This is a genomic window from Tamlana sp. s12 (assembly GCF_016767215.1).
GTDB lineage: Bacteria > Bacteroidota > Bacteroidia > Flavobacteriales > Flavobacteriaceae > Pseudotamlana > Pseudotamlana agarivorans.
Genome location: NZ_CP068547.1, coordinates 3719778 through 3745241, shown reverse-complemented (window position 1 = coordinate 3745241; position 25464 = coordinate 3719778). Strand labels below are relative to the sequence as shown.

Sequence of the window (25464 nt, the reverse complement as noted above, 5' to 3'; positions counted from 1 at the left end):
CAAGGAGGGATTAAGGGAGGTGTTTTGATTTTCATCTAAAGAATAAGAGACGTTGTATTTACACTGTTTAATTAAGTTAGGTAATTTCTTTCTGTATTCGTGTCGAAGATTTTTAGAGGTTTAATTGTTGTTTAAATGACGATACTAACAAACTTTTCGCAGACACACCCCCTTAGTACCCTCTTTCTAGAGGGGAAACTCAAGCACAACAGTTTCCCTCCTAAGAAGGAGGGATTAAGGGAGGTGTTCAATACTTTCCATCCATATACAATCAAGTAGGTTTTAATTTTCACTATTTTTGCAGCACTATGGCAACAGGAAAAAAAGACATACGCGCACTAACTAAGGAGCAACTTAGAGAATTCTTCGTAAAAGAAGGTGATAAAGCTTTTCGTGGCAATCAAGTTTACGAGTGGCTTTGGCAAAAATCGGCACATACTTTTGATGATATGACCAATATCTCAAAAGAAACACGACAAATGCTTGAAGATAATTTCGTTATTAATCATATCGAAGTAGATACCCTGCAACGCAGTAATGATGGTACGGTTAAAAATGCCGTTCGCCTTCATGATGGCTTAATTGTTGAGTCCGTTTTAATTCCTACCGCAACCCGAACAACTGCTTGTGTTTCTAGTCAAGTGGGCTGCAGTTTAGATTGTAAATTCTGTGCCACTGCACGTTTAAAACGCATGCGAAATCTTAACCCCGATGAAATTTACGATCAGGTAGTGGCTATCGATAACGAAAGCCGATTATATCATAACCGCCCCTTAAGTAACATCGTTTTTATGGGTATGGGGGAGCCGCTCATGAATTATAATAACGTGATTAAAGCCATCGATAAAATAACTTCGGAAGAAGGTTTAGGTATGTCTCCAAAACGTATCACCGTGTCTACTTCGGGCGTGCCAAAAATGATTAAAAAAATGGCCGATGATGAAGTGAAGTTTAATTTAGCCGTATCCCTGCATTCGGCAATCGATGAGGTAAGAACATCTATTATGCCTTTTAATGAAACCTTTCCATTACAAGATTTGCGCGAAGCTTTAGAATATTGGTACTTAAAAACAAAACGTAAAATAAGCTACGAATATGTGGTTTGGAGGGGGATTAATGATACCCAAAAAGATATTGATGCCTTCGTTAAGTTTTGTAAATATGTGCCTTGTAAAGTAAATATTATAGAGTACAATCCTATTGACGATGGCGAATTTCAGCAGGCTAGTAACGAAGCTCTAGAAAATTATATTTCTACCTTAGAAAAAAATAGAATTGTTGTGAATGTACGTCGCAGTCGTGGTAAGGATATCGACGCTGCATGCGGACAATTAGCTAATAAATCTTAAAATATTATTTTCAATCCTTATATTTGAATATTCATAATCGCATCGTTTGAAAATAGTAGAGCAAATTAAACAGCCCATAGCCTTTGAAATGGATCTTTTTGAACAAAAGTTCCTATTATCAATGTCTAGTAAAGTGGCTTTACTTAACCGAATTACCACCTATATTGTAAATCGAAAAGGGAAGCAAATGCGTCCCATGTTTGTGTTTTTAGTGGCTAAAATGGTCTCTAACGATGAGGTTAACGAGCGCACCTACCGCGGAGCTTCGGTTATAGAGCTTATACACACCGCAACTTTGGTTCATGATGATGTGGTTGACGATAGTAACCGTCGTCGCGGATTCTTCTCTGTAAATGCCCTTTGGAAAAATAAGATTGCCGTTTTAATTGGTGACTTTTTGCTATCAAAAGGTTTGTTGTTGTCTATTGATAACAATGACTTCGATTTACTTAAAATCATTTCCATCGCTGTTCGAGAGATGAGCGAAGGTGAACTGCTTCAAATTGAAAAGGCTAGAAAACTAGATATTACCGAAGACATTTATTACGAAATTATTCGTCAGAAAACCGCAACTTTAATTGCTGCTTGCTGTAGTTTGGGAGCTGCTTCGGTAAAACCAGAATCTACCCATGTAGAAACCATGCGTAAATTTGGAGAGCTTATTGGTATGGCCTTTCAAATTAAAGATGATTTGTTTGATTATGGAGATACTAAAATTGGAAAACCGACTGGTATCGATATTAAGGAGCAAAAAATGACGCTACCTTTGATTTATGTTCTTAATCAAGCTTCCAAAGAAGATAAAAAATGGTTGATCAACTCCATTAAAAATCATAATAAAGACACAAAACGTGTTAAAGAGGTGATTGCTTTTGTGAAAAATAATGGTGGTTTAGATTACGCCGTTGAAAAAATGAAACAATTTCAATCTGAAGCACTTCAGATTTTAAATACCTACCCAAGCTCGAAATATAAAAACTCCTTAGAGCTTATGGTCAATTATGTGATTGATAGGAAGAAGTAACATTAAATTATCGTTTTACTAAAAGAAAACGTAACTTCATAGTTGATCCGTTGTGGAAGCTCACATCTAATTTTATAATCAAAGTATGAAAACAAAGTTTGTTATTTTAATCAATAGAATTCAAGAACATTTATGGTTTAGGCCTTTTGTTTTCTGTTTATTATCGGTCGCAGCGGCACTTTTTGCACATCAAGCCGATGAAACTTCGCTTAACGAACTGGTTCCCCAAATTAAAACAGAATCGATTGAAGATCTCTTGGATATATTATCAGCGAGTATGTTGGTAATCGCCATCTTTGCGGTAGGTTCTATGCTGTCGGCATATTCAGCTGCAGGTAGGACGGCAACACCACGTTCGTTTAAAATTATCATTACCGATGATGTGTCCCAATATGCGCTTTCAACATTTATAGGTGCCTTTATATTCAGTATTGTAGCAACCGTAGCATTGAGCAATGGCTATTATAATAAAGCAGGAAAGTTTATTCTGTTCGTCATTACCTTGATATTTTTCACGGCAGTGATTCTCATTTTTTTAAGGTGGGTAGACCGCATTTCAAGATTGGGTAGGTTAGAGCATACTATTTTGCAAGTTGAAAAAGTGGCGGAGAAATCAATATCCAAGTACATTAAAAATCCGCTACGGAATGCCTTACCTATTGTTGGAGAATTTATAGGAGGACAAGCCATATTGGCACATAAAACGGGCTATGTTCAAAATATAAATATGGAGGCTTTACAAGAGTTGGCAGAATCTTTAGATTTGAAAATGAGATTGAATTGCCTGCCAGGAAAATTTGTAAATGAAAATTTTGAGATCGTTCATATACGTTCAACCGGCGATTCAGAAATAACTCAGGAGGTTGAAAAGAAAATAAATCAAACCATTGAAATTGGTCATACAAGATTGTTTGATGAAGATCCCCGATTCGGACTCATAACATTAACAGAAATAGCAAGTAGGGCCTTGTCTCCGGGTATTAATGATCCGGGAACCGCTATTCAGATTATTGGTTGTCATGAGAAGCTCTTTTATTTATGGAACAATCCTGAGAAAACAGAAAATGACCTGTTATACGATCGTTTGGAAATTCCTCAAATAGAAATGTGTGACTTTTTTGATGATGCTTTTAAGCCAATTTCTAGAGATGGTGCTGGTTTTATGGAAGTGATGCTACGCCTACAAAAGGCATTTTGTGCCTTAGAAAAGATAAATCATAATGCTATAAAAACGGCCTCAAAGCAACATTCTGAATATGCTTTTAAAAGAGCTCAAATCGCCATGGATATGGAAGAAGACCTCGAAATTTTAGAAAAAGCATCTTTGTTCAGAAAATAGGTTTTTCAGTTGAGTTGTTCTTATATACTAACACATCTCGATTTTTATTTATTGTTGCTGTTGGTTAGGGATGTTTTGAAGACTTTGTCTGTAACTGTTTCGATTCTTTATGTGTTCCCCTTCATTATGGTGGTAAAGGTTTGGATTAAGCATACTTTTTGTCGTGTTAATTTCAACCTTAACGAATAAGTCTTCTTCGGCTTGACCGGTATAAACACCTTTAACCGGGGTGCAATCTTTAAAATTTCGGCCTACAGCCAGTCTTACGTGATATTGATTAGCAATCACGTTGTTTGTTGGGTCTAAACCTAACCAGCCGTAAAATGGAATATAAACTTCTACCCAAGCATGTGTAGCCCCTTCACCACGAGAACCGGCTTGATTCGGACAAATATAACCGCTAACATAACGTGCTGGAATGCCCAACATTCTTACCATTTGAATTAATAATATTGAAAAATCTTGACATACGCCAGCCTTTAAAGCCCATACATCATTTAGATTTGAATCTACATTGGTTATACCTTGAATATATTTAAAGTTGTTGTAAATGTAGTTACACAGGCTCATTGTGGCCTTAAAAGGGGAGGTGCTCAATAGTTTTTCGTCGTTAATAAGATTTGAAATTACACTTGTACCATCGAAGGGTTTATGGTTTAAGAAATCCATAAAAGACGGGTTGTATTGCAACTGTTTATAGGTGTCCCATTGTTGTTCTAAAGGTGCTTGATCTTCTGGTAGGGTGCGCTCAAAGGTAACAGCCTCAATTTCCGAAATGATCGAAAGTTGATTATGAGGTTCAATAATCATAAAAGTAGCCACCGTATTCCCGAAGAAGTCTTTTCGTGTTTCAATTTTAGGATTATTAGTAATGCTTAATGTATGCGAGGGAATGTTTTGGTATTCGTCTTGAATAGGGTGTAACATCATTTGACTTGCAGCATCGTAAACCAGATCACTATAATTATATTCCGTAATATGTTTGATATAAAATGTTGGCATAAGTCTAATTAATTAATTTCAGAAAAATAGATGGTGTTAATATTAATTGAAATATCTCTAATGTCCTTTTTAATTTGTGTTATGAAATTATCAAGACCTTGATTGTTAATGCTTTCAATTGTCGTGTATTTGATGGTGCTCTCTAATTTTCCTAATGAAAATTCGATATAGTTTTTATCTAATTGGCCACCTTCAATAAGTTTTCCAACGCTAAGGTTTAATTTGTTAACGCAATAATATAGCGATCTAGGAAAAAGCTTTTCTTGAAAAACCATCGATATAATATGATCTTCTTTAAAGGCCGATTTATATTTTTTAAGATATAATTGATAGCCTCCCATAGAGAGTAGTAAGTTTTTCCAATAGAAACTCTGCTCCAGTTTATCGGTGGTTTTGGAGATTTCGGTCAATTTTATGGCTGTAAAATCGGAAACTAAAATCATCCGTTCTAAGTACTTTCCTAGATTTAAAAAATAATATGGCGCCCCGCGTTCTTGAGTGATATCCATAGTACCATAAAACATTAAGTGAAAATTCCTTAAGTTGTCTATAAATTCAATAGGGTCTTCGGTATTCAGTTTTTTGCGCAGGTTTTTTTTGGTTAGAAAAAGGTAGTAGTTATTTAAACAAATCCATAATTCTCTAGAAATATGTTCTTGAACACCTCTGGCATTTTCTCTAGCTCTGGTAACAATATTTAAAATAGAATTAGGGTTTTCTGTATTAAAAACCATAAAATCTAGGCACTCAACAGTGTTTTCTGTATAAAAGGTGTTATTAAAATCGGTGTAGTTTTTTATAATGGGTGTCCACGGAAAAAGCTCTGGTGAGTCTTGGTTTGCATAAAAATTGACTTTAAGCAAACTCAATATGCCATGGCCTCGCTCCATATAACGTTCTAACCAAATTAAATTATTTGCAACTCTACTAAGCATATTTTATTTTTTAATTATTGAATAACCCAGGTGTCTTTACTACCACCACCTTGCGAGCTGTTTACCACCAACGAACCTTCTTTTAAGGCTACACGGGTTAAGCCACCTGGTGTAATATCGATACCATCGGTACCCGTTAAAGCAAAAGGTCTTAAATCGATACACCTTGGCGATAAAACCCCATTAATACAGCATGGTGCCGTAGATAAACTAAGGATAGGTTGAGCTATAAAGTTTTCAGGTTTTTTGTCTACCGTAGCTAAGTAATCGGCAATATCTTCATCCGAAGCTTCGTGGCCCATTAGCATACCGTAACCACCGCTACCATCGGTCTTTTTCAAAACCATTTTCTTTATGTTTTCAACCACATATTTATAGTCTTCAGGATTGGCAAGTTGGTATGTTTTAATGTTGTTTAAAATAGGTTCTTCATTTAAGTAATACCGAATCATATCTGGTACATAAATGTAAATGGCTTTATCGTCGGCAATCCCAGTTCCTGGAGCGTTTACAATATTGACATTACCTTTTCTATAGGCTGCCATGATACCAGCAACACCTAAGGCGCTCGATGCATTAAACTCTAAGGGATCTAGAAAATCATCATCTACACGACGGTAAATCACATCAACACGTTTTAATCCACTGGTCGTTTTCATATACACGACATGATCCTGAACAACCAGGTCGCTGCCTTCAACTAGCTCAATACCCATAAGTCTAGCTAAAGTGGTATGCTCATAATAGGCAGAATTATAAATGCCAGGTGTTAAAAGCACGACATTCGGATTACTCTGGTAGGATAACTCCTTAAGTTTTCGATATAATAAATTCGGATAGTCTGATACTGGCCTGATATTATTTTTAGGTAAAATTCCAGGAAATATACGTTTAGAAATTTCTCTGTTTTCAAGCATATAACTGACACCTGAAGGCGTTCTTAAATTATCTTCAAGAACATAAAATTCACCATCACTATTACGAATTAAATCCACCCCCGCAATATGTACATAAATATCATGAGGCACATGAACGCCTTTCATTTCACGAAGAAAGTATGGGCAGGAGTATATTAATTCGGCCGGAATAATGCCATCTTTAATAATAAACTGGTCGTGATAAATGTCTTTAATAAATAAATTAAGAGCCTTTAAACGTTGCTTAATACCTTTGTCGATATGATCCCATTCTGATGCGGTGATAATTCTAGGCACAATATCAAAAGGAAATATTTTTTCAACCCCCTCCTTGTTATTGTAGACGGTAAAAGTCACGCCCTGACTCATAAATAACTGTCTGGAAAGTTCTTCTTTTTTATATAAGACCTTAGTTGACGTATTTCGTAAGTAATCGTTGATAATTTCGTACTGCGAACGAATGTTAGAATTGTCGCTGTACATTTCATCCCAAGTGTTAGGAAGTAATTGGTATGAAGAAAATAATTGTTTATTCGTCATTAGCTTCACTTTTTTTAAAGATAGTTAATTTTGAATTAAATTCAATGAATTGTCGTGTTAACAAATAATTAATCATGAAATCTTAAAAAATGATAAATATTTTATTGTAAACACTGAATTTTGAGTGGTAATTTTGTTATTTATTCATTTATTAAGGGCTAATTCGAGGAATATAAGCGTATTATGAATGAAGCTGGTTTAAAGTTAATTTTACGAGTAGAATTCTTTAATTTTGTGTGAAAATATTATAACTGCATTTTGATATCACCATCTTCTATAGATCAAATTTTTGAAACCGCCCGTGTTGAGGAGGTTATTGGCGATTTTGTACAATTAAAAAAAGCCGGGAGTAACTATAAAGGCTTGAGTCCTTTTAGCGACGAGCGCTCTCCTAGTTTTATGGTATCGCCGGTGAAGCAGATTTGGAAGGATTTCTCAACTGGTAAAGGCGGAACAGCTGTGTCTTTTTTAATGGAGCATGAGCATTTCACCTATCCTGAGGCTTTAAGGTACTTAGCAAAAAAGTATAATATTGAAATTGAAGAAACGGTTCAGTCCGACGAGCAAAAGGAAAAAGCAAACGAAAAAGAAAGTTTGTATTTGGTAAGTGAGTTTGCTAGTAATTATTTTAAAAATATTCTTCATAAAACCGATCAAGGGAAATCTATAGGATTGAGCTATTTTAAGGAGCGTGGATTTACTGAAGAGACTATAGATAAGTTCGACTTAGGTTACTCATTAAATGAATGGCAGGCCTTTACCGATGAAGCTCTAAAAAAAGGCTATAACATCGATTATTTAGCTAAAACCGGACTCACTATTGTAAAGGAAGATAAGCGTTTTGACCGTTTTAAAGGCCGCGTCATGTTTCCTATAAAAAGCATGAGTGGTCGTGTTTTAGGTTTTGGAGGTAGAATTTTAATTACCGATAAAAAGGCCGCTAAATACGTGAATTCTCCCGAGAGTGAGATTTACTATAAAAGTAAGGTGTTATACGGGATTCATCTGGCTAAGCAAAGTATCGCCAAGGAAGATAATTGCTATTTAGTTGAAGGTTATACCGATGTGATTCAGTTTCATCAAACAGGAATCCATAATGTGGTGTCTTCCTCAGGGACGGCATTAACCTCCGAGCAAATTCGTTTGATTAATAGGTTAACCAAAAACATCACCGTACTTTTTGATGGTGATGCTGCAGGGATCCGTGCCTCTCTTCGTGGAATTGACTTAATTCTTGAGCAAGGTATGAATGTTAGGGTTTGTACGTTTCCAGAAGGGGAAGATCCAGACAGCTTTGCTAAACAAAATACCTTAGAAGAATTATCGGATTACTTAAATAGTAATGCGAAAGATTTTATACAATTTAAGGCTTCAGTATTGTTTGAGGAGTCTAAAAATGATCCGATTAAAAAGGCAGAAACGGTTAGAGATATCGTTAATAGTATTTCTAAGATTCCCGATCGTATAAAAAAGGAAATTTACATTCAGGAGTGTGCTAAAATCATGGACATTAGTGAAGCCGTGTTGTTTTCAACTTTAGCCCAGATTAATAAAAAGGATAATCAAGACGTAAATAAAAGAGATCAACCAGAGCAACAAGCTTTTGAAGTAATAAAAAACCAAGAGCCTCCGAAAAAAGTTGACGTTCAGTATATTTTAGAACGAAAAATAATTGAGCTTTTATTGCTCTATGGTGATAAAACCAAAGATTTTGAAGATTTAGTTCTTAAGGAATCCGAGAGTGGTGAGTTAGAATTAGAACCTGTTATTCAGCAAGCTAAAGTGTTCGAAAAAATATTTTTAGACCTGCAAGATGATGAGATGGAATTTAGTAATCCGCAGTTTAAATTGATTTACTACACGATTATTGAAAGGTTGAACCAAGAGGCTGAATTCGATTTGAAATCCTTTGTAAATTCTGTCGATCAAGACATGGCTAATGAAATCACTTCTATTTTAATGGAGGATGAACGCTATACGCTTGACAACTGGAATCGCATGGATATTTTTCCTAAAGAAAAGGAAACCACTATAGCTCAAATTGTAAGTGAAACGATATTGAGTTTGCGATGTTTCCTAATTGATCAAAAAGTAAAAGGTTTCCAACAGGAAACCCTACAAAATAAAATAGACACGAATAGAAATATACTTGAAGAAGTAAAAGACTATTCGAGTCTAAAAATGTTATTGTCAAGAAAACTTAACCGCGTTTTATAATTGCTGAGTCAGTTTTGCTTGATTAACTAAATCAACTAAGTTAGTAACTTTTAATTTACGCATTAAACGTGCTTTGTAAGTACTAACTGTTTTTTCGTTAATATCTAATTCCTTTGAAATTTCTTTGTTTTTCTTACCAATAGTTAGAAGTTTTAAAACTTCAGATTCTCTGGTAGAAAGTTTTTTGTAAAAGGCTCCTCCTTTATTTACTCGAGAACCAAAAGCTAACTGTTGGGTTAAGTCATTGCTTAAGTAAATACCACCATCAGCTACCTTTAAGATGGCCTCATTAATGGTAATAACATTAACCGATTTATTTAAGTATCCAGCAGCTCCAGCTTTAATGGCGTTTATGGCATAAACTTCTTCTGGCTGAGCACTAAAAATAATCGTTTTAATGTCTGGGTAGTCATTTTTTAAATAACGTAATACTGTTAATCCATTAAGTTTTGGAAAATCAGTTTCCGTTAGAATAATGTCTACTGGGTTCTTCTTTACAAATTCTAAGATGGCATCGCCATCGTCTACGCTACCAACAATATTAATGTTAGGAGATGCCGAGAAAAGTACTTCGAGTCCCTTTCTTGTAATCGGGTGATTGTCTGCTATTAATAAATTTATCATAATTTTAAGAGAGCTTCGTTTTAAGTAACAGATTAGAGAGCGCGTTACTTTGAGAGATAAAGCCTACTGCAAAAGTAATGATTTTATACATTAATTGCAATTCTTATGACAAATTTGTAGGTATTTTACAGATTGGTATAGGAATCATTTTGTGTTTATTGGCATTGTTGAAACGTTTGTAAATGTTAAATACCTCTTGTTCTCTGTCGGAAAAGTCGCTAGAAACCTTGCCTTCGGCATCCATTTGCATGGCCCATTCTAATTCTGGGTAGCTGGCTCCAATTTGATCTTCATCACTTCTTGCATCACCAAATAATCCGTCACTTGGGGTGGCATTTAATATAGATTCAGGAACATTTAAGGCTTTTCCAAGTTCGTAAACTTCCGATTTTAGTAAATCGGCAATCGGACTCAAATCAACACCACCATCACCATACTTCGTATAAAAGCCAACACCAAAATCTTCCACTTTGTTCCCAGTTCCTGCAACAAGAAGCTTGTAGAGGCCTGCGTAGTAATAAAGTGTTGTCATACGTAATCTCGCTCGCGTATTGGCTAAAGCCATATCTATAGTTGCTTGATCGCCATCAAAAAATACTTCTGTCTTAAATTCTTCAAATACAGGCGTTAAATCTGTTCTGGTTTCGCTAACATTATCAAAACGCTCTTTGAGTTGTGCAATGTGTTCTTGGGCTCTAGACACATGACTTTCTGCTTGGTGTATTGGCATTTCAATACATAATACATTAAGTCCTGTTTTGGCGCATAAAGTCGAGGTGACTGCAGAGTCGATGCCTCCAGAAATCCCTATTACAAAACCATTTACTCCAGCTTTAGTAGCATAATCTTTTAGCCAATTTACGATGTGATCAATTACTTTTTCTGTTTGCATTTTAAATGAATTTAAGTCAAAGAATAGTACCTTTGCAAACAAAAATAACCCAAACACTTAATTAATAAAAATTTATGGCCTTTAAGTTTTTAATGAAATTATTGCTTGTGTTTGTTTTAGCAACAGTGGTTTCTTGTAAGACTGAAAATGCTTTAGAGCACAGCATCGCTAAAATAAATACCGATATACAAGTAGAGCGCTTTGATAGGTTATTTGCAGAAACCACTCCGGAAAATTTAGGACAGCTAAAACAGGACTATCCGTTTATGTTTTCAAATAAATATCCAGATGCCTTTTGGTTGGAGAAGAAAGAGGATTCATTACAGGTAGAATTGTTTGGTGAAGTCAATCAAACTTTTACTAGTTTTGATCCTGTCGAATTCGAAATCGAATCTCTGTTTAATCATTTAAAATATTACTTTCCAGAATTTAAGGCCCCAAGAGTCATTACGGTTACCAACGATGTGGATTATAGAAACCGTGTTATTGTTACCGATACCATCGCTGTTATTGCACTCGATGCTTACCTAGGTCGTGATCATAAATATTATGGTAGTATTCCCATGTATTTGAGGGAACAACTTGATAAAAAACAAATTGTTGTTGATATGGCTACGGCCTACTCCGAGAAGCTTATCTTTCAGCCTAAGCGTAAGTCTTTTTTAGATGAAATGATTTACTTTGGAAAACAGCTCTACTTTAAAGATGTCATACTTCCTTTTAAAACTGAGGCCGAACGTATAGGGTATACAGAAGCGCAATTGGATTGGGCTACAGTTAACGAAGCTTATATTTGGCGTTATTTTGTAGAGCGTGAACTCCTATTTAGTACCGATTCAAAGCTTCCAAGCCGTTTTATAAATCCAGCACCGTTTTCTAAGTTTTATCTTGCCGAAATTGATGCAGATTCTCCAGGACAGATTGGTCAGTACATAGGCTGGCAAATTGTTAGTGCTTATATGAAAAATAATAAGGTGTCTTTTAAAGACATGCTCCAAAAAAGTAGTGAAGAAATTTTTAATAACTCAAAGTTTAAACCACGTAAATAATGGCCAATACACATAAATCTAGAATAGAACTTAATGTAGAGCTTGATGAAAATCGAATTCCTGAAACCCTGCACTGGACAGCAGAAGATGGAGGCATTACTAATGAAGAAGCTAAAGCTATGATGCTTGCTGTTTGGGATGCAAAGGCTAAGGAAGCCCTACGCATTGACTTGTGGACAAAAGATATGCCTGTTGATGATATGAAAGTGTTTTTTCATCAAACTTTGGTATCTATGAGTGATACGTTTTATCGTGCGACACAGGATGAAAAAATGAGTGCCACCATGAAGGATTTCTGTGACTATTTTGCAGAAAAGCTGGAGCTGAAGAAAAGTTAATCTTTATTGGTTTTTCATTCAGAAGCGTTGTTGGCGTCTTGAATTTCTTTTTCTAGATGATCTAAATAGAGTATGCCGCTTAAGTGGTCTATTTCATGCTGAAAGATTACCGCAGTAAATTTTTCTACAGTTTCTTTCTTATGTTCGTTATCCATAGTGTCGTATTCAATGTCTATTTGGTTGGAGCGACAGTTTAAAACGTCACTACGGTTTGGAATGGATAAACAGCCCTCTTTTACGGTTTGTTTTCTCTTCGAATAACGTGTTATTTTAGGATTTAAGTAGACCTCAAATGGAATATTCTCTTTATCAAAACGCTGTACCCAAATAATTTGTTTTAAGACCCCAACTTGCGGTGCTGCGATACCAACGCCTAAAGACATACTATCGCGAACAGTAGCATAAAGTCTGCTTACAAAATGTTTAATTACGGGATCTGTCGGATCTGCTTTTATAGCTTTACTTTTAGTTCGAAGTAGTACAGAATCTTGTTTATTGGTGATTTTGTAAACACGCATAGGGGTTAAGCTATCCGCACTCATAATGAGTTTTGTTTCTTCTTCAGAGAAGGAGTGTGAAGATGTACAACTCACAGCTAGAAATGCAACTAGTAGGATAAAGGATAAATACTTCATTAAATATGGAATAAGCTAAGTGTTGTTTGTATCCAATTTAGTGAAAATAAATGACTTGTGAATATAAATTTATTAGGTGTCTTTCCGTTAAGAATGCTTAAAGTAACTATGCTGCCTAAGTAAAATTTACCACTCGTTAATGCGGTTAGAGTCTAATTTCACAAAAATGAAAATCAATATGGTAAAGGCCCACAGACCAGATCCTCCATAACTAAACATAGGCAAAGGAATACCAATGGTTGGAATTAAGCCCATCACCATACCAATATTAATCATGAAATGGATAAAAACGATGCCGGCAACACTGTATCCATAAATTCTACTAAACTGTGATTTTTGTAATTCAGCTAAATGAAGAATTCTTAATAATAACAGCAGAAAAGTAAGCACAACCATACTACTCCCTATAAAACCCCATTCTTCACCTACGGTGCTAAAAATGTAGTCTGTATGCTGTTCTGGAACAAACTTTCCTGTAGTTCGTGTACCTTGCATAAAACCTTTTCCCCATAGGCCACCTGAACTTATGGCTTTTTCAGATTCGTTAAGGTTGTATGCAAACGTATGTTTCATTCTTTCAAGCTTTATAGGGTCTTTTTCAAGACGTAGCCATAAGCTTATTCTGTCTTTTTGATGGGGTTGTAATACGTTGTTATAGAATATTTTGATACTAAAAGATATCGCGATTGCACCAATCAACATTAAAATTAAGTGGTGAATTCTAAATTTCTTTTTGTTAAAAAAATAAATAGCTATAGTGACTACTGTAGCCAATATTGAAGTGATAACGGCCCCAAATTTTAGTGATAAAATGGTTATTAAAATGAGTGAAACCGCAATGTTTAAATAAAATTTTGGCAACCCTTCTCGATATAAAACAAAGAAGAAAGCACCATATACAATGGTACTTCCTGTATCATTTTGAAGTAATACTAATACGGCAGGTGTTGCGATAATAGCAAAAACCTTTAGTTGATCTTTAAAGAAAGACATATTGGTGTTAAGGTCGCTTACATATTTCGCTACGGCCAATGCGGTAGCAGCTTTAGCGAATTCACTGGGTTGCAAAGTAAAACTTCCAATTCTATACCAAGAGGTAGCTCCGTTTACATTTTTTCCAAAAATAAAGAGGCCTACCAACGAGAGCATGGATATGATATAAATCACGCTTGCAAAACGTTCATAGAACTTGGCATCAATTGCTAAAATAAAAACAATCATGACAAGGGTAAAGGCTATGAAAGCAAGTTGCTTACCGTAAGGTTGGGAGAAATCAAAATAATTTACTTCGGTGCCTACATGGGATGCAGATAGTATATTTAGCCACCCAAAACCAGCTAATAAAAGAAATAGTAAAATTGTAATCCAATCGAATTTAAAATATCTATTTGTCTCCCTTACCATCCTTTTTCGTATTATCTAGTGCATCTACTTTAGCCTTCAGTTTGTGGTATTCTTCATCTGAAACAACCTGGAATGCAGAGTGACCGTTTATTCCAAAAGGTTTTCCCGAATAAGGTTTTGCATATTCTGCTTCTAAACTGTGTTTAAGTAGCCAGGTTTCTAAATCTGTTCTTGTGATGTAGCCTTTAATATGTTTTTCAATCATTAAACTGGCAATTTTTCCAGCATATCGACTTCCCCAATAACCATTTTCAACAAACACAGCTATAGCAATTTTCGGATCGTCTTTTGGTGCAAAAGCAAGAAAAATGGAATGATCGGTGAGCTGCATTTTCACGCCATCTACTTTGGTGAAATTTTCTACAGTACCTGTTTTACCACAAATATCAATGTCCTTCACTTGTAACGCAGCAGCCGTACCTCTTCTGTATACTTGTAACATGCCTTCAATTACTGGCTCGAAATGTTGCTTATCAATAGTCGTGTGTTTAGGCACAGTAAATTGATCAGGTAACGTTTCGTTTTCTATTTTTTTAATGATATGTGGGGTATAAAAGTGTCCGCGATTAGCAATCGCAGCGGCCATATTAGCCAATTGTATAGGAGTCGTAGCAACTTCACCCTGTCCGATAGCATTGGAAACCGTATATGAAGAATAAAACGATTTAGGATAGGCGTATTTATAGTATTCACGGTCCGGAATTCTTCCTTTTTGACCAACAAATAAATCGTTATTTAAGTATTCTCCTAGTCCAAAACTTTTAGCATGTTCGGCCCAAACATCTATACCTTTGGAGGCATTACCATTTTTGTCTAATATTTTACGATAAACCGTAGCGAAATAGGCATTACAAGAGTGTTGTATACCTGAAATTAAATTATTCCTGGTGCCATATGCACAGTGGCATTTCATGAAGCTTCCTCCATAATGATAACCACGATAACATGTAACGATATCTGGAGGCGACATTACCCCTTCTTGTAAAGAAATTAAAGCGTTCATCAGTTTAAAAGGTGATCCCGGAGAGTAAACACCTTGTAAACTTCTATTGAAAAGCGGTTTGGCTATAGAGTCATTGTAGAGTTTGGTGAAGTTTTTTGAGCGGTCTCTTCCAACTAAAATATTGGGGTCGTAAGTAGGTGCTGCTACCATGGCTAGAATTTCTCCAGATGCAGGTTCAATGGCAATAACCCCTCCACGTTTGTTTGTCATTAAGATCTCACCATAGGCTTGCAAGTCGGCATCAATAGTAATCGTGATGTCTTTTCCTGGTTCAGGGATGGTGTCGTATTGTCCGTCCTTGTATGGGCCAATATTTCTGTTAAATCGGTCTTTTTGGATGAATTTGATGCCTTTAACACCACGGAGGGTTTTTTCGTAAGAGGCCTCAACACCTTGCTTACCTATTAAATCACCCATTTTGTAGTAAGGCTGTTTCTCTATAATACGATTGTTTACTTCTCCAAGATCGCCTAAAACATTAGCGCCTATAGTGGTTTCATAACTTCTTAAAGACCTTTTTTGAATATAAAATCCATGAAATTTCCGCATCTTTTCTTGTAAAACAGCGTAATCTTCTTTGGATAAATGCGATACAAAAACCGAAGGAAGCCTTGGTGAATAGTGTTTGGCTTTGTTAAATTGTTTTAGAAAACGCTCTTTGTCTATTTTTAATAAGGAGCAGAATTCTAAAGTATCTAAAGGTTCTACTTCACGAGGAATGACCATCACATCATAAGACGGTTGGTTGGCAACAAGGAGTTTGCCGTTTCTGTCAAATACAAAGCCTCGTTTGGGGTAGTCGTAAACTTTCCTAATCGCATTATCTTCAAATAGACTGTGAGAACCTGCACTATAAATTTGTAGGTAAAAAAGTCTAGATATAAAGATTAGGGCAACTACAATTATGGTGATAAATAATAAAAATTGTCTCATTTAATTTTCCGACTAAAAATAATGGTCATTAAAACGCCTAATAAAATAGTAAATATACTTGAGTATAACGTTTTTTCTAGGATTAAAATTATTTTTGAAAAACTAAAAACCTCCAATAAAAATAAAATAAAATGATGAGTTACCGTCAATAAGGAAAAATAAGTTAGCTTGGAACCAAACTCTACTGTGTTAAATTTAATGATTTGATGTTCAAACATACTTCCGAAAGCAAATTTCAAAAATAACGGTCTTGCGTATGCTACAAAAACCGATGCTCCAGCATGAATACCTCCTGAATCTAGAAAAATATCCAATATCAATCCTAGCAAAAAACTTAATATGATTATAGCTAAACGGTTATTTTTTATAGGGAACAAGGCAATGAAAAGGATGTATAGGTAAGGGTTTATATATCCTAAAAAATTAATATGATTTAATATTAAAACCTGTAAAACGATTAGAACGATAAAACGGACGGTATGAACGGATAAAATACTATTCATCTGCACTGTCGTTTAAAAGGTTTTTAATTTCTTTAGATCCTAAATTTTCGATAATATAAACATGTTCAAGATTGGTCATATCATTAAATAACTTAATCCTAATTTCAAAGTAATTTTCGGCACGGTCTAAATTAAAATCGTTTACGGTACCAATAGGAACACCTTTAGGAAAAATAAACGAACGGCCAGAGGTTATAATGGTATCTCCAACTTGAACAGGTGCTATTTTTGGAATGTCTATTAGCTTGATAAAAGCAGGCGAATCGGCTTCCCAAATTAACGTACCAAAATGATTCGTCTTTTTTAACTGCGCACTAATTCTACTAGTCGTGTTTAGAATGGAAAGGACACTTGCATAATTTGCACTTGTTTTTTCAACAATACCAATGATACCTTTTGAGGAAATAACACCAAAATCCTGCTGTATACTATCCGAGTACCCTTTGTTTAAAGTGATAATATTATTTGCTATGTTATAGCTGTTTTTAATAACTTTTGCAGTAAAGACTTTGTAATTGTGATCGTATGAAGCTGTATCTGTGAAAATAGAATCGGATGTGGCGGCATTGTTGTATAAGGCATCACGAAGGTTTCTGTTTTCTTCAGACAATAAGTCGTTTTGCGTGTTTAAATCTAAATACCTATTAATATGATGAAAAGATTCGTAAAAACCACCTGTGAAAAAATTAGCAGAATTAATAAACTTACTGGTATGGTACGAATGAGATAAAATAGTAAAGGTAAGCGCGATACAAAACAGCAACAAAAACAGTAAAAAGTTTTTAAACCGAATTATAAAATTAATAATTTGCTGCATGGTGTTTTATAAAGAATCTTATTTTATCAATACGCTTTTAAATTTAGGTAGGTTTTTAAGTGTAATACCCGTACCTCTAACTACAGCTCTTAATGGATCTTCAGCAATATATACTGGTAAATCTGTTTTTTGAGATAAACGTTTGTCTAAACCACGGAGCATAGAACCACCTCCTGCTAAATAAATTCCTGTATTGTAAATATCTGCAGCTAATTCTGGAGGTGTTTGAGATAAGGTTTCCATTACGGCATCCTCAATTCTTAAAATTGATTTGTCTAGGGCCTTAGCAATTTCTCTATAAGAAATAGAAACTTGTTTAGGTTTACCGGTTAATAAATCTCGTCCTTGAACGCTCATATCCTCTGGAGGTAATTCCAAATCTTCAGTAGCAGCACCAATCTGAATTTTTATTTTTTCAGCAGTACGTTCACCAACATATAAATTGTGTTGGGTACGCATGTAATATACAATATCACTAGTAAACACATCACCTGCAATTTTAACAGATTTGTCGCAAACAATACCACCAAGCGCAATAACAGCAATTTCGGTAGTACCACCACCTATATCTACTACCATATTTCCTTTAGGTTGCATGATGTCTACTCCAATACCGATAGCCGCAGCCATAGGTTCGTGAATTAAGTAAACTTCTTTTCCATTAACACGTTCTGCACTTTCTTTTACCGCACGCATTTCAACCTCTGTAATTCCAGAAGGAATACAAATTACCAATCGTAGAGCAGGGGTAAAGAACTTCTTTTTTAATGCTGGAATGTTTTTAATAAACATACTCATCATTTGTTCTGAAGCATCAAAATCGGCAATCACCCCATCTTTTAACGGGCGAATGGTTTTAATGTTCTCATGAGTTTTACCCTGCATTAAGCTGGCTTCTTGTCCAACGGCTATAATTTTTCCTGAAATCCTATCTCGAGCAACTATGGAAGGCGCATCAACTACGACTTTGTCGTTGTGTATAATAAGAGTATTCGCGGTACCTAAGTCCATCGCAATTTCCTCGGTAAGGAAGTCAAAAAAGCCCATGTGCTAATAGTAGTTTAATAGTAGATTAAAAACGAATTCCGTAAATGTAATAAAAGTATATAAATATACACCTTTTACCGACTTCATTTTATGATTAAAATATAAGTTCTGAATCTTATACGATATTCACCGGTATTTAGATGCTAGGAAAACATTTAAAAACCGATGAGATCATTTTTGTTTTATTATTTAGTGTTTGAAATGACGCGTTCCTGTCATGACCATGGCCACATCATTCGCGTTGCAATAATCAATGCTTAACTGGTCTTTTATAGATCCTCCTGGTTGGATAACCGATGTGATTCCAGCATTTTTAGCAATTTCAACACAGTCTGGGAAAGGGAAAAAGGCATCACTTGCCATAGCCGCTCCATTTAAATCGAAGTTAAATGATTCTGCTTTATGAATAGCTTGTTGTAAGGCGTCTACACGACTTGTTTGTCCCGTACCACTAGCACATAATTGATTGTTTTTAACAAGTACAATAGTGTTTGATTTGGTATGCTTGCAAATTTTTGAAGCAAACAATAAATCGTCAATTTGAGCTTGCGTTGGTGCTAAATTAGTCACGTTTGTAAGATCTTCAGCTTTATCTGTAATGTTGTTTCTGTCTTGTACTAAAACACCGTTTAGACAGCTTCTAACATTTGATTGTGGTAATTCAATATCGTGAATAACTAATAAAATTCGATTCTTTTTACCTTGTAGTAATTCTAAAGCTTCCGCGGAAAAAGAAGGAGCGATAACGACTTCACAGAATAATTTATGAATCTCTTCAGCTGTAGCTAAGTCAATTTCAGTATTACAAATTAAAACGCCTCCAAAAGCTGAAACAGGGTCGCCAGCTAAGGCGTCTACATAAGCTTGATGTAAGGTGTCACGCTGTGCTAAACCACAAGCATTGTTATGTTTTAAGATGGCAAAAGTAGGCGCATCATTTTTAAATTCGTTCATTAAGTTAACGGCAGCATCAACATCTAATAAGTTGTTATAGCTTAACTCTTTTCCGTTAAGTTTCGTGAATAGTTCATCGAAATTACCAAAGAAAAAGCCTTTTTGGTGAGGGTTTTCACCATAACGAAGCACTTTACCGTTTTGATCACTAATTTTTAATACAGTTTCTTCATTATTTTGGTTGAAATAGTTGAAGATGGCCGTATCGTAATGCGAAGACACATTAAAAGCTTTACCAGCAAAACGTTTTCTGTCTTCTTCAGAAATGCTTCCGTTGTTTTTAGAAATGATTTCTAAAAATTCAGCATAATCGTTAACTGAAGATACACAAATAACGTCTGCATAATTTTTAGCAGCAGCACGAATTAAAGAAATACCTCCAATATCAATTTTCTCTATAATATCTTGGTTACTTGCTCCTGAAGCTACTGTTTTTTCAAAAGGATATAAATCAACAATAACCACATCAATTTGTGGAATGTCGTATTCTGATAATTCGGCAACATCACCATCGTGGTTTTGTCTATTTAAAATACCACCAAAAACTTTCGGGTGTAATGTTTTAACACGTCCACCAAGAATAGAAGGGTATGAGGTCACATCTTCTACAGGAACAACGTTAATACCTAAATCGTTAATAAATTTTTCGGTACCACCAGTAGAGTAAATGGTAACACCTTGTTTGTTAAGTTCTTTAACTATGGGCTCTAAACCATCTTTACTGAATACTGAAATTAAGGCCGACTTAATTGTTTTTTCGTTGCTCATTTCTATTGTGTTATGTTTTTAATTATTCGTTATTAAAAATAACTTTATGTTGTTTATCAGTGTGTTACACTGGATTTTGAAAATAAGTGCAAAAGTACTTATTTCTTCTAAAAAACAAGCTGTGATTTGTTAAAAAAAGACAATTAGAATTTGAGATTTATGGATGTTTTTCAGAACTTCTGCTTGAAATAAATGCGACTATGTTTTATTTTACTTACTAAAGTAGGCTTGCTACTTTTTCGCAAACAAATTCTAAAAACTGCTCGTCTAATTCTGTAAAAGGATCAGCGGTATTGGAGTCAATATCAATTTGTCCTATGTTTTTACCATTTACAAAAATAGGGATGACTATTTCGGCTTTAACGGTAATACTACAGGCAATATAATTGTCTTGAGCTTTTACATCGGGCACAACAAAGTTCTTGTTACTTAATGCGACTTGTCCGCAAATACCTTTTCCGAAGGGAATAATTGTATGATCTGTAGGTTCGCCTACATAAGGTCCAAGGTGAAGTTCTTCTTTTGACGGGTGACTAAAATAAAAGCCTACCCAATTGTAATAGGCAATGTTTTTTTCAAGTAATTCACAAATACTGAATAAGCGTTCATCAACCGTTTTTATCTCATTTGAAATAATGGCTTCAACTTGTGGTTTTAATGCTTCAAAAATCATAATTTTAAAAGTTTTGGTAAAAGTATTTAAAAAGACGTAATTTGATCTTTCATTAAGATAAGATTAATACATTTCTTAATCGGAAAATCCATGACAACGAGGTTAAAAAATATAAAAATTGAAGAAAAATCGGTGTTATCACTTTTTAAAAAATACAAGGCGGTAATTAGATTTATACTCACTTTTTTAGTGGTATATATTACCTTGTCTGTCATTTATAGTTTTTATTTAAAGCTTTCGGATGGCAGCATTTTTTATCCCGATTATTTCACCAATTTAGTAGGTTTGCAATGCGCAGCTCTTTTAGAGTTTTTTGGTTACGTTATTGAGGTTGTTAAACATCCTAATGAACCTTCATTAAAACTCATAATTAACGGGCAGTATTTAGCGCGTATTATCGAAGGTTGTAATGCCTTTAGTGTTATTATATTATTTGCTTCTTTTATTATAGCATTTTCAACAAGATTAAAACCAACCCTTGTTTATGTGCTAACAGGAAGCGTTTTCATTTATATTGTAAATTTATTTCGTATCACCATTTTGGCGCTAGGGATGTTTCATTATCCAAAGTATGAAGAGGTCTTGCACAATATCATTTTTCCTGGGATCATCTATGGTCTGGTGTTTTTTCTTTGGGTATTTTGGGTTAATATGTTTTCTAATTTAAAGATGGAAAATGTCGAGAGTTAATAAATTGATACTGCTTTCTGTTCTGTTTCTATTGCTAATATTGATTCGATATTTTGAAGGTAGTCTGTTTTACGATCCATACTTATCGTTTTTTAAAAATGATTATTTATATATCGATAGCCCTCGCAGGGAATTGGCTAAACTCGTTGGTTTTACTTCTTTGAGGTATTTTTTAAATAGTATACTTTCGTTAGCTATCATGGCTGTGATTTTTACGGACAAAAACATCGTTAAGTTTTCTGCAATTATTTACGTATTAGCTTTTATCGTTCTTATGTTAATCTATCTATATTTTGTAGTGCATCCTAGACAAGAGGATTACTATATGTTTTTTAATGTACGACGGTTTTTAATTCAACCCATTATTTTGATATTGCTTTTACCAGCCTTTTATTACCATAAATTAAAAAAGTGAAAACGTTTTAGTATGTTAAACATTTTATAAAATGCTTTTTTAGTATGCCATTTTTGTAATTTTGTAAGGTGTTAAAGACCATGTTACATAAAGCTTTTACAAGTTTACTAGCCTTGATCGTATTGTTTTCAACGGTTTCATTTACTGTTGAAAAACATTTTTGCGGTGATGTGTTAGTAGATGTTGGGGTTTTTGTTGAAGCTGAAAAATGCGAAATGGAAGCTTTAGAGACACTTCAGAAGAAAAACTGTTGCAAAGATGAAGTTGATGTTGTTGTAGGACAAGATGAACTGAGTATGTCATCTATAGATGATTTAGATTTAGATCAACAACAATTTCTTTACGCTTTCACCTACAGCCTTATATTTGGTTTTGAAAGTTTACCAAAACAAAAGGTTCCTCACGCCAATTATTCACCACCCCTTATAGTTTCCGATATTCAGGTGTTAGATCAGGTTTTCATCATTTGATTTATAATTCATTATCCAATTTTCTAAAAAGAACACGCATATTCTAATTGTTAAGCGTGGCAAGTGGTTTGTAACCACGAAAATTATTTGAATTAAAAATTAAATGTCATTAAATATGAAACCTATTATATTTATGCTTTTACTGATGCCAGCCTGGCTCTTTTCGCAAGACCAACTCGAAGGCGTCATATTAGAAGCAGATAAAGAAAACAAAAACCTTGTTCTAGCGGGAGCAAATGTCTATTGGCTCAATACTACGGTTGGAGCCGTAACAGATCTTGATGGGAAGTTTAAAATACCTTATCAATCCGATTATAAAAAACTCGTTATTAGTTTCATCGGCTTTCAAACCGATACCATTACCGTAAGTAGTGCAAAACCCATAAAGCATTGGTTGAAATCAACTGATAATTTAGAAGCCGTTACTGTGACATCTCGTAAGCAAGCCACTGCAAAATCGTATTTGAAAGCAACCAATACTTTTACCGTGAGTAGCGATGAGTTGCTAAAAGCGGCCTGCTGTAATCTTGCCGAAAGTTTTGAGACCAACCCATCAATAGATGTGAATTTTGCCGATGCCCTAACAGGAACGCGACAAATAAAAATGTTGGGATTAACTAGTCCGTATATTTTAATTGCGACCGAAAACATACCTTCCATCCGTGGTGCGTCACAAGCCTTTGGTTTAAGTTTTATTCCGGGAACTTGGGTAGAGAGTATCCAAATAACAAAAGGCGCAGGAAGTGTGGTTAACGGATATGAAAGTATTGCAGGGCAGATAAACGCAGAGTTAGTTAAGCCGGCCACGGACGATCGTGTATACGTAAATGGTTACGGCGCTTCTAGTTTACGTACGGAGTTAAATACCCATATTAACAAAAAAGTAAGTGAACGCTGGGATACAGGGTTGTATTTACACGGTAATTCGCATCAAGCTGAACATGATGTAAACCACGATGGTTTTCTAGATATGCCTAAGTATAATCAGATTAATGTGATGAATCGCTGGCAATACACCAATCCAGAAAAGGGACTAGTTAGTTTTATTAATTTAAAGTTTTTAAATGATGAAAAACAAACGGGACAATTAAATTTTGATCCTAATACCGATAAACTGACAACCAATGCTTGGGGAAGTGAGATTGATACACGTCGTTATGAAGTTTCCGGAAAAATTGGGTACGTCAACCCTAATATTCCTTATCAAAGTATCGGTGTTCAAGCGGCCTTTAGTAGTCATGAACAGGAATCTTATTTTGGTTTAAACACCTATAATATCATGCAGAATAGCCTGTATACCACTGCTATTTATAATTCCATAATTAGTGATTCTAGACATAAAATTAAAACGGGATTGAGTTATACTTACGATCATTATGATGAGTTTGTAAATGCCCTAAATCTAGATAATAATTATGAAAGAACAGAATACGCTATAGGCGCATTTTTTGAGTACAATTATGATAATTTGGAAAAACTCAACTTAACCGCTGGTGTGCGTATCGATCATCATAATTTGTTAGGCACTTTTATAACGCCTAGATTTCATGCTAAATATACGCCATGGGAAAAGTCGGCTTTACGTATGTCTTTTGGCCGCGGTAAGCGTAGTGCGAATATTTTTGCTGAAAATCAAAATATGTTTGCTACATCTCGTACCTTTAATATATTGAATTCAAATGGTAATATTTACGGATTAGATCCTGAAATTGCTTGGAATTACGGGGTGTCCTATTTACAAGGTTTTAATTTATTTGGAAGAAAAGCCGATATCACTTTAGACTACTACAAAACCGATTTTACAAATCAGGTTGTTGTAGATTATGAAAACCCGTTGGAGGTTAATTTTTATAATTTAGAAGGTAAAAGTTATGCCAATAGTTTTCAGGCTGAATTGAATTATAATGCTTTTGAGCAATTCGACATGAGGTTAGCCTATAAATATTATGAAGTTAAAACAGAGTATAAGTCTGGATTGCTAGATAAACCTTTAGTGCCTAAACATCGTTTGTTTGCTAATCTATCTTATGAAACACAACTTAGTGAAGATGGCAAGCATTGGAAGTTCGATACGACCTTTAATTGGTTGGGTGAACAGCGCTTTTCTTCTACAGCAAGTAATCCTGTAGCGTATCAACTACCAGAATATACGCCTACAGTAGCAACCTTAAATGCACAAGTGACTCGTGTTTTTTCTCCAAAATTTGAGGTTTATTTTGGAGGGGAAAATATAACCAATCTAAGACAGTCAAATCCGGTTATGGCAGCAAACGACCCATTTGGAGCGAATTTTGATACTACTTTTGTGTACGGACCCATATTTGGGAGCTTGTATTATGCAGGTTTCCGTTTAAAATTATAATACAATAACTATTAAAAACAATAAAAATGAAAAAAACAATATTTCTTATCATGTGTCTTATAGGGAGCTTGTCCTATGCCCAAAACAAAAATGCTAGAGCAACTGTAGAAGTTGATGGTGTTTGTCTAATGTGTAAGACGCGCATTGAAAAAGCTTGTTTTAAAACCAAAGGTGTAAAATCTGCGGTATGGGATGTGAAAACCCATGAACTTAGTTTGATTTATGATGAAAGAAAAACAAATTTAGAAACTATAAAAGCGAGTGTGCTTGAGGTAGGTCATGATACTAAAGACCAAAAAGCAACCGATGAAGCTTATGCTAGTGTACACCCTTGTTGTAAGTATCGTGATGAAGCTGTTCAAGACGATCATAATGATCATAATGAAGATGCGGATTAGTTCATCTTTTTAAACTACTATAAAACCTCTAAGATGTCATGTCTTGGAGGTTTTTTTTATAAATCATCAGAATGTAAGTATATTCTTTAGTAATAGCATTGATTTCATGTGGTGTTTTGTAGGTTTTATACTTCGGTTTTGCAGTTCGTCGTGTTAGGATATTAAA

General features: G+C 34.8%; 24 protein-coding genes. 11 read left to right on the top strand and 13 right to left on the bottom strand.

Translation table 11 applies throughout. The features are described 5' to 3' along the window. Positions 1–308: 308 nt before the first annotated feature. The 3 genes from rlmN to JJL45_RS16090 all read left to right on the top strand — a co-directional run bounded on the left by rlmN (position 309) and on the right by JJL45_RS16090 (position 3712). A complete protein-coding gene (gene rlmN / locus JJL45_RS16100) occupies positions 309–1349 on the top strand; it encodes a 23S rRNA (adenine(2503)-C(2))-methyltransferase RlmN (RefSeq protein WP_068601644.1) in 1041 nt (346 codons plus the stop codon). A gap of 46 nt (positions 1350–1395) precedes the next feature. Next, positions 1396–2373, top strand: a complete 978-nt coding sequence (locus JJL45_RS16095; protein WP_068601646.1) for a polyprenyl synthetase family protein — start codon at positions 1396–1398, stop codon at positions 2371–2373. An 85-nt stretch (positions 2374–2458) separates the two neighbouring features. Then, on the top strand, positions 2459–3712 hold the full coding sequence (locus tag JJL45_RS16090; protein ID WP_068601648.1) for a DUF2254 domain-containing protein: 1254 nt from the start codon (positions 2459–2461) through the stop codon (positions 3710–3712). Positions 3713–3760: 48 nt separating this feature from the next. On the opposite strand, the gene JJL45_RS16085 is transcribed toward JJL45_RS16090, so the two are convergent. From JJL45_RS16085 to JJL45_RS16075, 3 genes are read right to left on the bottom strand one after another with little or no spacing between them, the layout of a single operon-like run. Next, positions 3761–4714 (bottom strand): transglutaminase domain-containing protein, encoded by a 954-nt coding sequence (locus JJL45_RS16085; RefSeq protein WP_068601650.1) that lies wholly within the window; start codon positions 4712–4714, stop codon positions 3761–3763. Between the two features lie 8 nt (positions 4715–4722). Beyond that, positions 4723–5649, bottom strand: a complete 927-nt coding sequence (locus JJL45_RS16080; protein WP_068601652.1) for an alpha-E domain-containing protein — start codon at positions 5647–5649, stop codon at positions 4723–4725. Between the two features lie 14 nt (positions 5650–5663). Next, entirely contained in the window at positions 5664–7106 is a 1443-nt protein-coding gene (locus JJL45_RS16075) for a circularly permuted type 2 ATP-grasp protein (protein WP_068601654.1), read from the bottom strand. Positions 7107–7364: 258 nt separating this feature from the next. Between JJL45_RS16075 and dnaG the strand changes: the two genes are divergently transcribed. Then, positions 7365–9323 (top strand): DNA primase, encoded by a 1959-nt coding sequence (gene dnaG, locus JJL45_RS16070; RefSeq protein WP_068601656.1) that lies wholly within the window; start codon positions 7365–7367, stop codon positions 9321–9323. Here the strand turns inward: dnaG and JJL45_RS16065 are convergent. Both JJL45_RS16065 and nadE read right to left on the bottom strand, forming a co-directional pair. Continuing rightward, positions 9318–9947 (bottom strand): response regulator, encoded by a 630-nt coding sequence (locus JJL45_RS16065; protein WP_067144665.1) that lies wholly within the window; start codon positions 9945–9947, stop codon positions 9318–9320. The two genes, dnaG and JJL45_RS16065, sit on opposite strands and share 6 nt — an antisense overlap. A 103-nt stretch (positions 9948–10050) precedes the next feature. After that, positions 10051–10839, bottom strand: a complete 789-nt coding sequence (gene nadE, locus JJL45_RS16060; protein ID WP_068601658.1) for an NAD(+) synthase — start codon at positions 10837–10839, stop codon at positions 10051–10053. 74 nt (positions 10840–10913) lie between these two features. On the opposite strand from nadE, the gene gldB reads away from it, so the two are divergent. After that, entirely contained in the window at positions 10914–11888 is a 975-nt protein-coding gene (gldB, locus tag JJL45_RS16055) for a gliding motility lipoprotein GldB (RefSeq protein WP_242521399.1), read from the top strand. Continuing rightward, complete coding sequence (gene gldC / locus JJL45_RS16050) at positions 11888–12226, top strand: gliding motility protein GldC (RefSeq protein WP_068601660.1); 339 nt, start codon at positions 11888–11890, stop codon at positions 12224–12226. The genes gldB and gldC overlap by 1 nt, the downstream gene beginning before the upstream one ends. 14 nt (positions 12227–12240) lie before the next feature. Here gldC and def read toward each other — a convergent pair whose 3' ends face one another. The 8 genes from def to JJL45_RS16010 form a co-directional block, all read right to left on the bottom strand. Then, positions 12241–12861, bottom strand: a complete 621-nt coding sequence (gene def / locus JJL45_RS16045) for a peptide deformylase (protein ID WP_068601662.1) — start codon at positions 12859–12861, stop codon at positions 12241–12243. Positions 12862–12987: 126 nt separating this feature from the next. Beyond that, positions 12988–14265 (bottom strand): rod shape-determining protein RodA, encoded by a 1278-nt coding sequence (rodA, locus tag JJL45_RS16040; protein WP_202664199.1) that lies wholly within the window; start codon positions 14263–14265, stop codon positions 12988–12990. After that, positions 14246–16201: a penicillin-binding protein 2 gene (gene mrdA / locus JJL45_RS16035; RefSeq protein WP_068601666.1), complete on the bottom strand. Its 1956-nt coding sequence runs from the start codon at positions 16199–16201 to the stop codon at positions 14246–14248. Before mrdA ends, rodA begins: the two co-directional genes overlap by 20 nt. Further along, the gene (gene mreD / locus JJL45_RS16030; RefSeq protein ID WP_068601668.1) at positions 16198–16704 is read right to left on the bottom strand and encodes a rod shape-determining protein MreD; all 507 of its coding nucleotides are present in this window, start codon (positions 16702–16704) and stop codon (positions 16198–16200) included. The genes mrdA and mreD overlap by 4 nt, the downstream gene beginning before the upstream one ends. Then, a complete protein-coding gene (gene mreC, locus JJL45_RS16025) occupies positions 16697–17521 on the bottom strand; it encodes a rod shape-determining protein MreC (RefSeq protein WP_068601671.1) in 825 nt (274 codons plus the stop codon). Before mreC ends, mreD begins: the two co-directional genes overlap by 8 nt. Before the next feature lie 18 nt (positions 17522–17539). Continuing rightward, positions 17540–18568 (bottom strand): rod shape-determining protein, encoded by a 1029-nt coding sequence (locus JJL45_RS16020; RefSeq protein ID WP_067144647.1) that lies wholly within the window; start codon positions 18566–18568, stop codon positions 17540–17542. 189 nt (positions 18569–18757) lie between these two features. After that, a complete protein-coding gene (gene purH, locus JJL45_RS16015; protein WP_068601673.1) occupies positions 18758–20290 on the bottom strand; it encodes a bifunctional phosphoribosylaminoimidazolecarboxamide formyltransferase/IMP cyclohydrolase in 1533 nt (510 codons plus the stop codon). A 217-nt stretch (positions 20291–20507) separates the two neighbouring features. Next, positions 20508–20963, bottom strand: a complete 456-nt coding sequence (locus tag JJL45_RS16010) for a GAF domain-containing protein (RefSeq protein ID WP_068601675.1) — start codon at positions 20961–20963, stop codon at positions 20508–20510. Positions 20964–21053: 90 nt separating this feature from the next. On the opposite strand from JJL45_RS16010, the gene xrtF reads away from it, so the two are divergent. From xrtF to JJL45_RS15985, 5 genes are all read left to right on the top strand, one after another. Then, positions 21054–21653, top strand: a complete 600-nt coding sequence (gene xrtF, locus JJL45_RS16005; RefSeq protein WP_082935841.1) for an exosortase family protein XrtF — start codon at positions 21054–21056, stop codon at positions 21651–21653. Further along, positions 21640–22068, top strand: a complete 429-nt coding sequence (locus tag JJL45_RS16000) for an exosortase F system-associated membrane protein (protein WP_068601678.1) — start codon at positions 21640–21642, stop codon at positions 22066–22068. Before xrtF ends, JJL45_RS16000 begins: the two co-directional genes overlap by 14 nt. A gap of 68 nt (positions 22069–22136) precedes the next feature. Continuing rightward, on the top strand, positions 22137–22538 hold the full coding sequence (locus JJL45_RS15995; RefSeq protein WP_082935842.1) for an HYC_CC_PP family protein: 402 nt from the start codon (positions 22137–22139) through the stop codon (positions 22536–22538). Between the two features lie 115 nt (positions 22539–22653). Then, on the top strand, positions 22654–24900 hold the full coding sequence (locus tag JJL45_RS15990) for a TonB-dependent receptor (RefSeq protein ID WP_068601682.1): 2247 nt from the start codon (positions 22654–22656) through the stop codon (positions 24898–24900). Positions 24901–24926: 26 nt separating this feature from the next. Next, complete coding sequence (locus tag JJL45_RS15985) at positions 24927–25298, top strand: heavy-metal-associated domain-containing protein (protein WP_068601684.1); 372 nt, start codon at positions 24927–24929, stop codon at positions 25296–25298. Positions 25299–25464: the final 166 nt, after the last annotated feature.

Bases quoted from the DNA above. Each gene is read 5' to 3' on its own strand.
- def (WP_068601662.1), bottom strand. From the start codon at position 12,861: ATGAAGTATTTATCCTTTATCCTACTAGTTGCATTTCTAGCTGTGAGT.
- purH (WP_068601673.1), bottom strand. From the start codon at position 20,290: ATGAGCAACGAAAAAACAATTAAGTCGGCCTTAATTTCAGTATTCAGT.
- mreD (WP_068601668.1), bottom strand. From the start codon at position 16,704: ATGAATAGTATTTTATCCGTTCATACCGTCCGTTTTATCGTTCTAATC.
- JJL45_RS16020 (WP_067144647.1), bottom strand. From the start codon at position 18,568: ATGGGCTTTTTTGACTTCCTTACCGAGGAAATTGCGATGGACTTAGGT.
- JJL45_RS16080 (WP_068601652.1), bottom strand. From the start codon at position 5,649: ATGCTTAGTAGAGTTGCAAATAATTTAATTTGGTTAGAACGTTATATG.
- mreC (WP_068601671.1), bottom strand. From the start codon at position 17,521: ATGCAGCAAATTATTAATTTTATAATTCGGTTTAAAAACTTTTTACTG.
- gldC (WP_068601660.1), top strand. From the start codon at position 11,888: ATGGCCAATACACATAAATCTAGAATAGAACTTAATGTAGAGCTTGAT.
- JJL45_RS16085 (WP_068601650.1), bottom strand. From the start codon at position 4,714: ATGCCAACATTTTATATCAAACATATTACGGAATATAATTATAGTGAT.
- mrdA (WP_068601666.1), bottom strand. From the start codon at position 16,201: ATGAGACAATTTTTATTATTTATCACCATAATTGTAGTTGCCCTAATC.
- JJL45_RS15990 (WP_068601682.1), top strand. From the start codon at position 22,654: ATGAAACCTATTATATTTATGCTTTTACTGATGCCAGCCTGGCTCTTT.
- JJL45_RS16000 (WP_068601678.1), top strand. From the start codon at position 21,640: ATGTCGAGAGTTAATAAATTGATACTGCTTTCTGTTCTGTTTCTATTG.
- xrtF (WP_082935841.1), top strand. From the start codon at position 21,054: ATGACAACGAGGTTAAAAAATATAAAAATTGAAGAAAAATCGGTGTTA.
- JJL45_RS16090 (WP_068601648.1), top strand. From the start codon at position 2,459: ATGAAAACAAAGTTTGTTATTTTAATCAATAGAATTCAAGAACATTTA.
- nadE (WP_068601658.1), bottom strand. From the start codon at position 10,839: ATGCAAACAGAAAAAGTAATTGATCACATCGTAAATTGGCTAAAAGAT.
- JJL45_RS16065 (WP_067144665.1), bottom strand. From the start codon at position 9,947: ATGATAAATTTATTAATAGCAGACAATCACCCGATTACAAGAAAGGGA.
- gldB (WP_242521399.1), top strand. From the start codon at position 10,914: ATGGCCTTTAAGTTTTTAATGAAATTATTGCTTGTGTTTGTTTTAGCA.
- rodA (WP_202664199.1), bottom strand. From the start codon at position 14,265: ATGGTAAGGGAGACAAATAGATATTTTAAATTCGATTGGATTACAATT.
- JJL45_RS15985 (WP_068601684.1), top strand. From the start codon at position 24,927: ATGAAAAAAACAATATTTCTTATCATGTGTCTTATAGGGAGCTTGTCC.
- JJL45_RS16010 (WP_068601675.1), bottom strand. From the start codon at position 20,963: ATGATTTTTGAAGCATTAAAACCACAAGTTGAAGCCATTATTTCAAAT.
- JJL45_RS16075 (WP_068601654.1), bottom strand. From the start codon at position 7,106: ATGACGAATAAACAATTATTTTCTTCATACCAATTACTTCCTAACACT.
- rlmN (WP_068601644.1), top strand. From the start codon at position 309: ATGGCAACAGGAAAAAAAGACATACGCGCACTAACTAAGGAGCAACTT.